A 13,529-nucleotide genomic window follows, 5' to 3' on the forward strand; every position below is an offset into this window, starting at 1 on the left:
GCATCACGGCGGGATGAGGTGCTGCGAAGTGCTTTTGATGGGGTTCACGTTTTGCCGGCTGAGGCAAAAATGAAATGTGAAGCTATTCACAATTCACGGTTGGCAAAGCGTGATAAACGCGAAGATTAAGCGCCTTTGAGGGCGAAGGAAAGTCAATCTGCGGGGCCGGTCACGAATCAGGGAGTAAGGCGTCGTCTGGCGATTGCCGGGTGGCGCTGCGCTTACCCGGCCTACGCATTTCGTAGGCCCGTGCAAGCGCAGCGCCGCCGGGCGGTGTTACTGGAGCTCGAACTCGCCCTGCTTCACGCGGGCAGAATCGACACCGATAAAGACGTTGAATTTGCCTGGCTCGGCGTCATATTTCATCTGCTGGTTCCAGAACTTAAGCGCGTCGACGTCAATCGGGAAGCTGACGGTTTTGGTTTCGCCCGGTTTCAGGTTCACCTTCTCAAAACCGCGCAGCTGTTTCACCGGACGGCTCATCGAGGCAGTGACATCCTGCAGGTACAGCTGCATCACCGTCGCCCCTTCACGTTTGCCGGTGTTGGTCACCTCCACGCTGGCGGTCACGCTGCCGTCACGGGCCATCGTCGGTGAAGACATTTTCACGTCAGACATGCTGAAGCTGGTGTAGCTCAGACCGTACCCGAACGGATACAGCGGGCCGTTGGCTTCGTCAAAATAGCGCGAGGTGTATTTATTCGGCTTATCCGCGTTGTACGGACGGCCGGTGTTCAGGTGGCTGTAGTACACCGGGATTTGTCCCACGGAGCGCGGGAAGGACATCGGCAGTTTACCCGACGGGTTGTAATCGCCGAACAGCACGTCGGCAATCGCGTTGCCGCCTTCGGTCCCGGCGAACCAGGTTTCCAGAATCGCGTCAGCCTGCTGATTCTCTTCCACCAGCGCCAGCGGACGACCGTTCATCAGCACCAGCACCAGCGGTTTACCGGTGGCTTTCAGCGCGGCAATCAGCGCCTTCTGGCTCTGCGGGATAGTGATATCGGTACGGCTCGAGGCTTCGTGCGCCATTCCCTGGGCTTCGCCCACCACCGCAACGACTACGTCAGACTGCTTCGCGGCGTTAACCGCTTCGTCGATCATCGCCTGCGCCGGACGCGGATCAACCTTCACCGCCTCTTCATACTGGTTGAGGAAGGTGACGATGTCCTGGTCGCCGGTAACGTTAGCGCCTTTGGCGTAAATCACCTTGCCGTTGTCACCGAGCGCATTCTTGATGCCCGTCAGCACGGTGACGGACTGGTCTGCCACGCCTGCGGCAGACCAACTGCCCATCACGTCGCGTTTGCTGTCAGCCAGCGGACCGACCACCGCCACGGTACCGGATTTGCTCAGCGGCAGGGTCTCGAGACGGTTTTTCAGCAGTACCAGGCTTTCACGCGCGACGTCGCGCGCTTCTTTGCGATGCAGGCGGCTTTCCGCGTTGGTGTCTTCCGGGTCGGACTCTTTTGGCCCCAGGTGGCTGTACGGATCGTTAAAGAGACCCATGTCATATTTCACGTTCAGCACGTGACGGGCGGCATCATCCAGCTCGGCCATCGTCACTTTGCCGCTTTTAATCAGTCCTGGCAGGTATTTGCTGTAGTACTCGTCGCTCATACTCATGTTGATGCCGGACTTCAGTGCCACGCGCACCGCATCTTCCGGATCGGACGCCGCGCCGTGTTTGATCAGTTCTTTGATCGCCCCGTGGTCGGACACGGTGATGCCCTTAAAGCCCCACTGGTCGCGCAGCACGTCTTTCAGCAGCCAGGCGTCGGAGGTTGCCGGCGTGCCGTTCAGGGAGTTCAAGGCCACCATCACCGCGCCGCTGCCCGCATCCAGCCCCGCTTTGTACGGCGGCATATAGTCGTTGAACAGGCGCTGCGGGCTCATATCAACGGTGTTGTACTCTTTACCACCTTCGACCGCGCCATAGGCGGCGAAGTGTTTCACGCTGGTCATCACCGCATAGCGATCTGCCGGGCTTTTGCCCTGCATCGCTTCCACCATGGTTTTGCCCATTGTCGCGGTCAGGTAAGTGTCTTCGCCAAAGCCTTCCGAGGCGCGGCCCCAGCGCGGATCGCGCGAGACGTCGACCATCGGCGCCCAGGTCATATTCAGGCCGTCGTCCGCCGCTTCATAGGCCGAAACGCGACCGACGGTTTTCACCGCATCGAGATTAAACGAGGAGGCCAGCCCGAGGCTGATAGGGAAAACGGTGCGCTGACCGTGGACCACATCATAGGCGAAGAACAGCGGGATTTTCAGGTGACTGAGTTCCATCACCTGATCCTGCATTTTGCGGATATCCTCACGGGTGACGGTGTTAAAAATCGCCCCCACCTGCCCGGCTTTGATCATCTCGCGGATCGCCTCTTTCGGGTTATCCGGGCCGACGCTTATCAAACGCAGCTGGCCGATCTTCTCATCAACCGACATTTTGGTGAGCAGGTCAGTAACAAATGCGTCCCGGGCTTCCGGCGTCAGCGGATGATTGCCAAACAGGTCATCTGCCAGCGCAGGTTGCAACGCCAGACTCACAGCGATACCTACAGAACAAAGCCATTTCATCTCGTTTACTCTCTCATCAAAAACCGCCGGATAGTCGCGGCCAGACCGTGCGAAGAGCGCAGTGTGCCATAAACCCTGAGCCGGGTGCAGGGTTTATTATCTGATTTTGCAGGTGAATAGGTGTTCGCTTAAACATTAATCGCGCTATGCTTTATGGCGATCATTTTGACTTACCACAAGGGGTGGAAGATGTCCTCTGTTCGAAATCACGATAACGAGACTTTTATTAACGACCTGGCGCGCCTGGTGGGCCACGCGCATCTGCTGACCGATGCGGCGAAGACCGCCCGCTACCGCAAGGGCTTTCGCTCAGGCCAGGGCAATGCGCTCGCCGTGGTCTTCCCGGGAACCTTGCTGGAGCTGTGGCGCGTACTCAGCGCCTGCGTCGCGGCCGATAAAATCATTCTGATGCAGGCAGCGAATACCGGTCTGACCGAGGGCTCCACGCCTAACGGCAACGATTATGACCGCGACATTGTGATCATCAGCACCCTGCGCCTCGACAAGCTGCACCTGCTGGATAAAGGCGAGCAGGTGCTGGCCTTCCCCGGCACCACCCTGTACGCGCTGGAAAAAGCGCTGAAGCCGCTGGGTCGGGAACCGCATTCGGTGATTGGTTCCTCGTGCATCGGTGCCTCGGTGATTGGCGGGATCTGCAATAACTCCGGCGGTTCGCTGGTGCAGCGCGGCCCGGCCTATACCGAAATGTCCCTGTTCGCCCGCATTGATGAGCGCGGCAAGCTGCAGCTGGTGAACCATCTGGGCATTGACCTTGGCGTCACCCCGGAACAGATTCTCAGCAAGCTTGACGATGAGCGGGTCAAAGACGGCGATGTGCTGCACGACGGCCGCCACGCCCACGATCATGACTATATTACCCGGGTGCGCGAAATCGACGCCGACACCCCGGCGCGCTATAACGCTGACCCGGATCGGCTGTTTGAATCCTCCGGCTGCGCGGGCAAGCTGGCGGTGTTTGCCGTACGTCTGGATACCTTCCCGGCCCAAAAGCAGCAGCAGGTGTTTTACATCGGCACCAACCAGCCCGAGGTGCTGACCACCATTCGTCGCCATATTCTTGGTGAGTTCACCCATCTGCCGGTGGCGGGTGAGTATATGCACCGGGACATCTACGACATCGCCGAACGCTACGGCAAAGATACCTTCCTGATGATCGACAAGCTCGGCACCGACAAGATGCCGCTCTTCTTCACCATGAAGGGGCGCACCGATGCGATGCTGGAAAAAGTGTCGCTGTTTAAGCCGCACTTCAGCGACCGCTTTATGCAAAAGCTGGGCAGCGCCTTCCCCGCCCATCTGCCGCCGCGCATGAAAAGCTGGCGCGATAAGTATGAACATCACCTGCTTCTGAAAATGTCAGGCGACGGGATTGCAGAAGCGCAGGCGTGGTTGGCTGAGTTCTTTAAAACGGCCGAGGGCGACTTCTTTGCCTGTACCCCGGAAGAGGGCAGCAAGGCGTTCTTACACCGCTTTGCCGCGGCGGGTGCGGCGATCCGCTATCAGGCTGTACATGCCGACGACGTGGAAGACATTCTGGCGCTCGACATCGCCCTGCGTCGCAACGATACCGACTGGTTTGAAACCCTGCCGCCGGAGATCGACAGCCAACTGGTGCATAAGCTCTATTACGGCCACTTTATGTGCTATGTCTTCCATCAGGATTACATCGTCAAAAAAGGGGTCGATGCCCATGCGCTGAAGGCGCAAATGCTGACCCTGCTGCAGGCGCGCGGCGCGCAATATCCTGCAGAACATAATGTCGGTCATGTCTATGAAGCACCGGAGGCATTAAAGCAGTTTTATCGCGAGAATGATCCAACCAACAGCATGAATCCCGGCATCGGCAAAACAACCAAGCATAAAAACTGGCAGGAAACGCCGCCAACAGCGACTATCAATATGCAAGCCACTGATCAAACCAGTTAGCCACCGTTAACCACTGTTAAGCCCTGAAAAATAGGTCTAGAGTAGCGACAGGTCGCCAGAGATACGTTTCTCTGGCTTTTTTCGCTGAGGAGCGGGCATACCATGTCGGCTATTGAAATTTCAATCGGGACTGACCTTAAAATACGCGATGCCCAGGCAGAAGACGCGCCGGCGATTACCGCCATCTATGCCTGGCACGTCCTCAACGGACGTGCATCGTTTGAAGATGTTCCCCCTACCGTCGAAGAGATGCGCCAGCGCATGAGTACGGTGGTGAGCACAGGCTTACCCTGGCTGGTGGCCATTTATCAGGGCATCGTAGTGGGTTACTGCTACGCCACCCCCTACCGCCCTCGCCCGGCCTACCGTTACACCATCGAAGAATCCATTTACGTTGAAGCCAGCACCCCCGGGCGCGGCTTTGGCAGCGCCCTGCTCAGCGCGTTAATTGCCCGCAGCGAACAAGGCCCTTGGCGGCAGATGATCGCCATCGTTGGCGACGGCCCGAATAACACCGGCTCGCTACGCCTGCACAAGAAACACGGATTTGAAGTGGCGGGACAGCTCAGAAGTGTGGGATTCAAGAAAGGTGACTGGCGCGATACGCTGATTATGCAGCGCCCGCTCAACGACGGTGACTGGACCCCGCCTGAATAATGCGGTTTTGCCGGGTAAGCGCAGCGCCACCCGGCAATAAAAGACAACTTAATCGTTTTGCGCGGTCGCCATCTGCGCGGCTTTCTGCTTTTTATAGCTCAGGGCCGCCGCCGGAACCGGCTGGGCTTTTCCGGTTTCAATCCAGGTCCGCAGGCGGCTGGCATCGGCAAAGTGGGTATATTTGCCAAACGCATCCATCACCACCAGCGCCACCGGTTTACCGTTAATGACCGTGCGCATCACCAGACAGTGGCCCGCGGCATTAGTAAAGCCGGTTTTGGTCAGCTGGATATTCCAGTTATCCCGGTAAACCAGATGGTTAGTGTTGCGGAACGGCAGCGTATAGGCCGGGTTCGAGAAGGTCGCCATCTCTTCACGGGTGGTACTGAGCTGGCCGATCAGCGGATACTGCTTGCTGGCGATCAGCATCTTAGTCAGATCCTGGGCGGTCGAGACGTTTTGAATCGACAGGCCGGTAGGCTCGACAAAGCGTGTATGGGTCATCCCCAGCGATTTGGCTTTCGCATTCATCGCCTGGATAAAGGCGTTATAGCCGCCCGGATAGTGGTGCGCCAGGCTAGCTGCCGCGCGGTTTTCCGAGGACATCAGCGCCAGCAGCAGCATGTTTTTGCGGCTGATTTCGCTGTTCAGGCGCACGCGGGAGTAGATCCCTTTCATTTCAGGCGTCTGGCTAATGTCGACGCGCAGCTTTTCATCCAGCGGCAGCCGTGCATCCAGCACCACCATCGCAGTCATTAATTTGGTGATAGACGCAATCGGGCGCACCAGATTCGGGTGGCTGGCGTAGATCACTTTGTTGGTTTCCAGATCGACAATCATTGCGCTACCGGAGGCAATTTCCGGTTGCGCCGCAGCAGTTACGGCGGCGGTTTTGGCGAGCGCGGGGGTCGCCACTGGCACAGCCAGCAACAGTGCAAGACTCAGTATAGAAATGCGGAATTTGAGCATGGTGAGATTTCTGCTAATTATTCATGCACGTAATACGTGCACCGCCCGTGCAAAGCCGTGCGCAGGGGCTGGCACAGGCATAATAGCCGCCCGAATGCCTTGCTGCCAGTAGTTAATCGTGAACAGATGCTGCATTGCTGGCTATTACACCAGCAATGCAGAGAGGTCAGAAGAGACGGTATCCATAACCCCAGAGAATAACCGTCAGCGCCAGCAGGGCTTCGAGTACCAGCACGCCAATGGCCAGGGTCGAACCCGAGAAGCTCAGGCCCTCTTCTTTGTTAATATTCAGGAAGGTCGGAATGCCGACATACAGCAGATAGCCGGTATAAAACAGCGCCAGGGTTCCTACCAGCGCACACAGCCAGACGATGGGATACAGCGCCACGATGCCGCTCAAAAACAGCGGCGTCGCCACGTAACCGGCGAACACCATGCAGTGGGCCAGCGACGGCCGCTGCGGATATTTGCGCGCCATCCAGTAAATCACGCGTCCCATCACCGCCACGCCCGCCAGCATCAAACCGTAGAACACCACGGCCAGCGCCAGTCCGGTCATCCATGAGAGTTTGACAATGGTACCGTCGTCAAAGTCCCAGCCAATTTGCGTCGTACCGATAAAGGCGCAGATCACCGGCACCGCGGCCATCATCAATACGTGGTGGGTATAATGATGACTGACCGTTTCGTTCTCGCTTCTGATAACCTGCATTTCACGATCGGGATGGGAAAAGAGTCCCCAGACATGGTTCATAACGCCCCCTTGTTGTCGGCCCGCCAGCGATATCTCAAGTATAATGCAGGCCTGCGATTATTTTCTGTACAGGCAGAAAATAGCTGATCCTGGGGGGTTACTGCGCTACGCTTATTCGATGGATATCAATGCACTGATTACACAATATGGCTATGCCGCGTTAGTGGTCGGCAGTCTGGCAGAAGGCGAAACCATCACCCTGTTAGGGGGCGTGGCGGCGCATCAGGGGCTGCTGCGTTTTCCGCTGGTAGTGGCGGCAGTAGCGCTGGGGGGCATGATCGGCGATCAACTGCTCTACTTAATTGGCATGCGCTTTGGCCCGACGATCCTGCGCCGTTTTTCCCGTCATCAGAAGAAAATCGACCGCGCCCAGCAGCTGATCCAGCGCCACCCTTATCTGTTTGTTATTGGCACCCGCTTTATGTACGGCTTTCGCATTATCGGCCCGCTGTTGATCGGTGCCAGCCGCCTGCCGCCGAAAATCTTCCTGCCGCTGAACATTGCCGGTGCCATTGCCTGGGCGCTGATCTTCACCACCTTAGGCTACGTGGGCGGCGAGGTGCTGGAGCCGTGGCTGCACTCGCTTAACCAGCACCTGCGCCACTGGATCTGGCTGGCTGTGGTGCTGGTGCTGGTTATCGCAGTCCGCCTGTGGTTCAAGCGCCGGAGTTCCCGCTAGCCGCCTACTCGGCAGGCTTAAACTGCGGGTTGGCCTGCATAAACCCACCGTCGACGATAAACGACTGTCCGGTGGTATAGCTGGCGTCGCTGTCGCACAGCCAGGCCACCAGGCTGGCTATCTCCTTGGTATATCCCGGCCGGGCCAGCGGAATATTGGGCATCGAGCCGGGCTCGATTTCACTGTCGTCCATGCCATTCATCGGCGTGGCGATGGCCCCCGGTGCGACGGCATTAACCAGTATGTTGTGCTGCACCAGCTCAATCGCCATCGATTTGGTCAGACCGCCGAGCGCATGTTTGGCGGCGGTGTAGGCGCTGGCTTCAGGCAACGGGGTGTGTTCATGCACCGAGGTAATATTCACGATCCGCCCGCCCTTCCCCTGCTTCACCATTTGCCGGGCGGCAATCTGCGAACAGAGAAACGCCCCGTCCACGTCGACGGTAAAAATCGTTCGCCACTCGTCGTAGGCCATCTCCAGAAACGGCGCTTTGGTCATCGCCCCGGCGTTGTTGACCAGCACGTCTATGCGGCCAAATCGGGCGATCAGGGTGTTGATGGCCTCGGCACCGTCCGGCAGATGACTGAGATCCAGATGGATGGCCTCTGCCCGCTGCCCCCGGGCCTCGACCTCGCGACAGGTTTTCATCGCCCCCTCTTCGTCAGAATGCCAGGTGATACCAATATCAAACCCGCGCTCCGCCAGCATCAGCGCGGTGGTTTTGCCGATCCCGGAATCGGATGCGGTAACAATTGCGACACGATGGGTTGACGCCATACTCACCTCCAGAAAACTGCAAAGAGGTAAGTATAGATAATCCTCCTGTTTTACCCGTGGTGATAGCCGCCGCCCAGTGCGGAGGTGAGCTGGAGGGTGGCATCGACATACTGCCCCTGCAGCATCAGTCCGGCGAGTTGTTCCTGCAGGGCGGGGATTTTGGCCTCGCTGACGCGCGACCCGGCAATGATCCCGGCGTTAAAGCGCGCCTGGGCCAGCGCCACGACGCGTGCGGCATCGGCTTCGACCCGCTGCTGGTGCTGGTTTTTCGCCATCAGCGTTTCCACTTCGCTGGCGCTGCGCGCCACCTGATTGACCGCCTCCACCACCGCTTTGTTGTAATTTGCCACCGACAGATTACTTTGCGCCTCGGCAATATCGAGATTGGCGTTTAACCGTCCGCTGTCAAAAATCGGCAGGGTCAGCCCAGCCGTTACGCCCATCTGCTGCGCCGAGGAGCGGAACAGATCGCTTAAGTGCAGCGCATCCTGCTGAATAAACGCCATCAGGTTCACGTCCGGATAAAACGCCGCTTTTGCTGCTTCCACCTCATTCAGGGAGGCATCGATAAACCAGTGCGCTTCCTGCAAATCCGGGCGACGGGCCAGCAGTTCGTACCCCAGCGAGGCGGGTAATTTGGTCTCTACGGCGGGCAACGCGTGCGGGGTCAGCCTCATCGACGAGCGGTGAGTGAGGGCTTCAAGACGGGCCTCAATGGCTTTCTTTTTGCCGTTGACTTCGGCCAGCCGTTCATCGGTTTTGCTGGCGTCAATATCGGTTTCAGCGCCTTCAACGGAAGAGGTGATCCCGTGCTGATACAGCTCCTGGTCGCTGCCAATAATCGCCCTCTGCTGCTGTTTGATGGTGGTTAACACCTGCCCGACGGCATCCTCGGTCTGCCACTCCCAGTACAGACGCGCTACGCTGCTGGCGAGCAGCTGCCGGGTTTGCTGCATCTCGGCATTTTGCGCATTGACCTTTCCAATGCGCGCCTCGACCTGCGCACGGTTTTTACCCCATAAATCCAGATCCCAGCCGGCGGTTAAGCCAAAGGTCCCGTTGGTGTACCACGGTCCGGTGGTGCCTGCCGCCGGATCGGTCAGCGCGAACGGCCCCATCAGCCCTTCTGCGGACATTTTTTGCCGTTCTGCATCAGCAGAAAAATCCACTTCCGGGCCATCTGCAGCCATCGCCATTTTTGCCTGCGCTTCGGCAAGGGCGATACGCTGACGGGCGATTTGCATATCCGGGGCATCGGCCTGTGCGTTGGCAACCAGCGCATTCAGCTGTGGATCGTGGAAATCCTTCCACCATTCATTTTTTGGCCATTGCCCAGCGGCCAGCCCGGTCTCTATTTTGGCGGCAGGGATCTGTGGATTAAGGGATGCGGTTGTATCGTGGCGGGGCGCACAGGCAGCCAGCAAAAGAGAGAGAGGCAAGCAAAGAGAATAAAGACTTGAACGGTTCATCACGTTATTCACACAAAAAAGAAAGATGCAAATTACGCCTGCTGCGTTGTGTTTTTTTAGGTATCGGTGGCAATCCACACTTTGTCATACCTTTACATATCCAGCAAAGGGCGGGGCCGGGGCGATTGATCAAGCAACTGACCGGCGGCTGCTACACTTAATAGCGACACAAATGCGCAGGAGAAACGAATGAAAATATTACTGTGGGTGATTCTGATTATATTTCTGATTGGGTTACTGGTAGTGACGGGCGTATTTAAGGCGATCTTTTAATATAAGGGGCCCGGTATGCTGCCGGGCCCTCTCCGGCGATTATGCTTTCAGCGATGCACCGTTTGTCGCAATCACTTCCTGATACCAGTAAAAGCTTTTCTTACGACTGCGCGCCAGGGTACCTGCGCCGCTGTCGTCACGATCGACATAGATAAAACCGTAGCGTTTAGACAGCTCTGCTTTGGATGCGCTGACCAGGTCGATCGGCCCCCAGCTGGTGTATCCCATCACCTCAACACCGTCGTCAATCGCCTCGCGCACCTGCACCAGATGGTCATTAAGGTAGCTAATACGATAATCATCCTGCACCACGCCCTCGGTGTCCGGCTTGTCTTTCGCGCCCAGACCGTTTTCGACAATAAACAGCGGCTTCTGATAGCGATCCCAGAGCACGTTGAGCAGGTTACGCAGGCCAACCGGGTCAATCTGCCAGCCCCACTCGGAGCTCGCCAGATGCGGGTTCGGCACCATGTTCAGGATATTGGCGCGGGCCTGCTGGTTCAGAGCTTCGTCAGTGGTGACGCAGCCGGTCATGTAGTAGCTGAAAGAGATAAAGTCGATGGTCGATTTCAGCGCCTCGCGATCTGCGTCGGTGACCTCCAGTTGAATGCCGTTATCACGGAAGAAGCGCAGCATGTAGCCCGGATAGGCCCCGCGGCACTGCACGTCGCCAAAGAATTGCCAGGCACGGTTTTCCTGCAGGGCTTCCAGCACATCGTCCGGCTTGCAGGTCAGCGGATAGACCAGCCCGCCCAGCAGCATGTTGCCGATTTTGCCGTCGGCGACGATCTCGTGGCAGGCTTTTACCGCCAGCGCACTGGCCACCAGCTGATGGTGGATAGCCTGATACACTTGGGCCTTGCTGCTGGTTTCCGGCAGGCCGACGCCGGTCATCGGCGCGTGCAGGGACATGTTGATCTCGTTAAAGGTCAGCCACAGCTTCACTTTGTGCTGATAGCGGGTAAAAACGGTGCGGGCATAGCGCTCGAAGAAGCCAATCACCTGACGGCTGCCCCAGCCGCCGTACTGCTGGACAAGGCCCCACGGCATTTCGTAGTGCGACAGCGTCACCAGCGGGGTGATGTTGTGCGCCGCCAGCTCGTCAAACAGCGTGTCGTAGAATGCCAGTCCGGCTTCGTTCGGCTGCTGCTCGTCGCCGTTAGGGAAGATACGCGTCCAGGCAATGGACACGCGCAGGCAGCTAAAGCCCATTTCGGCGAACAGTTTGATGTCCTCCGGGTAGCGATGGTAGAAATCGATCGCCACGTCTTTGATGCCGCTGTCGCCCGCGACGCGCTCAACCACCTGACCAAACACGCCCTGCGGCTGGACGTCCGAGGTGGACAGGCCTTTGCCATCTTCCAGATACGCGCCTTCTACCTGATTCGCGGCAACTGCCCCGCCCCACAAGAAATCATTTGGGAAAGTTTTCATTACGTTCTCCTGTTATTGATGGCTGACGCAGAGTAACGGCGTACCGGCCTGGACGGCCGTTGCCGCCACGGTCACCACATCGCGATACTCGTCGCTGTTACTGATAATAATCGGGGTCGCCAGGGAGTATCCGGCATCGATAATGGCCTGGCGATCGAACTCCAGCAGCAGATCTCCTGGCTGAACTTTGTCACCCACCTTCACGTGGGCGGTAAACGGTTTGCCCTCGAGCTTGACGGTGTCGATCCCGACGTGGATCAGCACTTCGATACCGCTGTCGCTCAGCAGGCCGATGGCATGTTTAGTGGCGAACAGCGAGGCCACTTCTCCGGCAAAGGGCGCAATCACCTTGTTGTCCGAGGGAATAATCGCCGCGCCGCTGCCGAGCAGGCCGCTGGCAAAAGTGGCATCCGGGACCTGATCCAGTGCCAGTACGGTACCGGTCATCGGTGACAGAACATCGTTTTCACCCGCGGTGACGGCGACCGGCGTGGCCTCTGCCGCGCGGCCCGGCATCCCGGCCACCAGCGTCATTACGCAGCTCAGTACCAGCGCCACCAGGGTGCCGATAATGCCGCCCCACAGGGTGGCGTCCACCCCGCCCGGCGGGATCATCTGCGCCACGGTAAAGATATTGGCAAAACCGAACGAGTAAACGTGGGTATCGCTAAAGCCGACAATCGCGCCGCCAATGGCACCCGCCACGCAGCCAAAGATAAACGGACGACGCAGCGGCAGGTTTACGCCATACACTGCCGGTTCGGTGATGCCGAAGATCCCCGCCGTCACCGAGGAGCCCGCCAGCATCTTCTGCCGCGCATCGCGGCTGCGCAGGAACACGCCCAGTGCGGCCCCCACCTGGCCAAACACCGCCGGTAACAGCATCGGCAGCATGGAGTCATGACCCAGTACCGCAAGGTTGTTGATCATTAGCGGCACCAGCCCCCAGTGCAGGCCGAAGATCACGCACACCTGCCACAGCGCACCCATCGCCGCACCCGCCAGCCACGGGGCCAGCACGTAAATCCACTGGTAGCCGTTGGCCAGCAGCTGGCTCAGCCAGGTGGCGATCGGGCCAATCACCAGGAAGGTGAGCGGCACGGTGACGGCTAAGCAGATTAGCGGGGTAAAGAAGTTTTTCATCGACGACGGCAGGCGCTTCGCGCTCTGCTTTTCAAGCCAGCAGCTGACCCATGCGGCAAGGATTATCGGGATCACCGATGAGCTGTAGTTAAACCAGGTCACCGGTATGCCGAGGAAGGCTTCCCCCACCGCGCCCGCCTGCTGGCTGGCCTCGAAGGCCTTAATCATCACCGGATGGATCAGCGCCCCACCAATCATCATGGTGATAAACGGATTGCCGCCAAACTTCTTACCGGCGGTGTAGCCCAGCACCATCGGGAAGAAGAAGAACAGTGCATCGCTGGCGGCAAACCAGATTTTGTAGGTGCCGCTGTCGGTGCTTAACCAGCCGCAGACCACCGCCAGTGCCAGCAGCCCTTTCAGGATCCCCGAGGCGGCCAGGATACCGATAAACGGCGTAAAAATGCCGGAAACAATGTCGATTAAGCGCCCGAAGAGGCTGCCTTTATCGCCGCTGTCATCGGCAACGGGGGTGTCATCGCTGAGACCCGCTTCACCGCGCACCGCCTGCCAGACGTCGTGCACGTGGTTACCAATGACCACCTGGAACTGGCCACCGCTTTCGACCACCATGATCACGCCAGGATTTTTCTTTAGCCCTTCGGCGTCCGCTTTTTGGTTCTCTTTCAATTTAAAGCGCAGCCGGGTGGCGCAATGAACCAGACTGACGATGTTCTCTTTGCCGCCCACATGGCCGAGAATATCTTTCGCCAATGCTTGATATTCCATCTCGATTTCCTTCTTCACTGCCCGCAGGCAGGGTTTGACTGAGTCGTAAAAATAAAAAAACCCGAGAACAGCGCCCTTTCGGGTGCCGCGCTCAGGTTTTGCCTGCGTTATGCAGTAACAATC

At 58.1% G+C, this 13,529-nt stretch carries 10 protein-coding genes and 1 pseudogene; 4 read left to right on the top strand and 7 right to left on the bottom strand.

Annotation, left to right across the window (positions count from 1 at the left end; genetic code table 11):
• Nucleotides 1-276: 276 nt before the first annotated feature.
• Nucleotides 277-2,574 (bottom strand): beta-glucosidase BglX, encoded by a 2,298-nt coding sequence (gene bglX / locus M8013_RS15965; protein WP_271268776.1) that lies wholly within the window; start codon nt 2,572-2,574, stop codon nt 277-279.
• 189 nt (nt 2,575-2,763) lie between these two features.
• On the opposite strand from bglX, the gene dld reads away from it, so the two are divergent.
• Together dld and M8013_RS15975 are read left to right on the top strand one after the other, a co-directional pair.
• On the top strand, nt 2,764-4,521 hold the full coding sequence (gene dld, locus M8013_RS15970) for a D-lactate dehydrogenase (protein WP_271268777.1): 1,758 nt from the start codon (nt 2,764-2,766) through the stop codon (nt 4,519-4,521).
• A gap of 102 nt (nt 4,522-4,623) precedes the next feature.
• Complete coding sequence (locus M8013_RS15975) at nt 4,624-5,178, top strand: GNAT family N-acetyltransferase (protein WP_271268778.1); 555 nt, start codon at nt 4,624-4,626, stop codon at nt 5,176-5,178.
• A gap of 48 nt (nt 5,179-5,226) precedes the next feature.
• On the opposite strand, the gene pbpG is transcribed toward M8013_RS15975, so the two are convergent.
• Nucleotides 5,227-6,147, bottom strand: a complete 921-nt coding sequence (gene pbpG / locus M8013_RS15980) for a D-alanyl-D-alanine endopeptidase (protein ID WP_271268779.1) — start codon at nt 6,145-6,147, stop codon at nt 5,227-5,229.
• A 166-nt stretch (nt 6,148-6,313) separates the two neighbouring features.
• Complete coding sequence (locus M8013_RS15985) at nt 6,314-6,901, bottom strand: Yip1 family protein (RefSeq protein WP_271268780.1); 588 nt, start codon at nt 6,899-6,901, stop codon at nt 6,314-6,316.
• 118 nt (nt 6,902-7,019) lie between these two features.
• Between M8013_RS15985 and M8013_RS15990 the strand changes: the two genes are divergently transcribed.
• On the top strand, nt 7,020-7,580 hold the full coding sequence (locus tag M8013_RS15990; protein ID WP_271268781.1) for a DedA family protein: 561 nt from the start codon (nt 7,020-7,022) through the stop codon (nt 7,578-7,580).
• 4 nt (nt 7,581-7,584) lie between these two features.
• On the opposite strand, the gene M8013_RS15995 is transcribed toward M8013_RS15990, so the two are convergent.
• Nucleotides 7,585-8,358 (bottom strand): SDR family oxidoreductase, encoded by a 774-nt coding sequence (locus M8013_RS15995; RefSeq protein WP_271268782.1) that lies wholly within the window; start codon nt 8,356-8,358, stop codon nt 7,585-7,587.
• Nucleotides 8,359-8,408: 50 nt separating this feature from the next.
• Nucleotides 8,409-9,827, bottom strand: coding sequence for a multidrug resistance outer membrane protein MdtQ (mdtQ, locus tag M8013_RS16000; RefSeq protein WP_271268783.1), 1,419 nt, complete (start codon nt 9,825-9,827; stop codon nt 8,409-8,411).
• A 189-nt stretch (nt 9,828-10,016) separates the two neighbouring features.
• Between mdtQ and M8013_RS23700 the strand changes: the two genes are divergently transcribed.
• Nucleotides 10,017-10,100, top strand: a complete 84-nt coding sequence (locus M8013_RS23700) for a small membrane protein YohP (RefSeq protein WP_472924513.1) — start codon at nt 10,017-10,019, stop codon at nt 10,098-10,100.
• 39 nt (nt 10,101-10,139) lie between these two features.
• On the opposite strand, the gene M8013_RS16005 is transcribed toward M8013_RS23700, so the two are convergent.
• Together M8013_RS16005 and bglF are read right to left on the bottom strand one after the other, a co-directional pair.
• On the bottom strand, nt 10,140-11,534 hold the full coding sequence (locus M8013_RS16005; protein ID WP_271268784.1) for a glycoside hydrolase family 1 protein: 1,395 nt from the start codon (nt 11,532-11,534) through the stop codon (nt 10,140-10,142).
• A gap of 12 nt (nt 11,535-11,546) precedes the next feature.
• Nucleotides 11,547-13,517 (bottom strand): annotated as a pseudogene (bglF, locus tag M8013_RS16010) (PTS beta-glucoside transporter subunit IIABC).
• Between the last annotated feature and the right edge of the window lie 12 nt (nt 13,518-13,529).

Origin of the sequence: Silvania confinis (genome assembly GCF_025564085.1) — a bacterium.
In the GTDB taxonomy this organism is placed as follows: domain Bacteria; phylum Pseudomonadota; class Gammaproteobacteria; order Enterobacterales; family Enterobacteriaceae; genus Enterobacter; species Enterobacter confinis.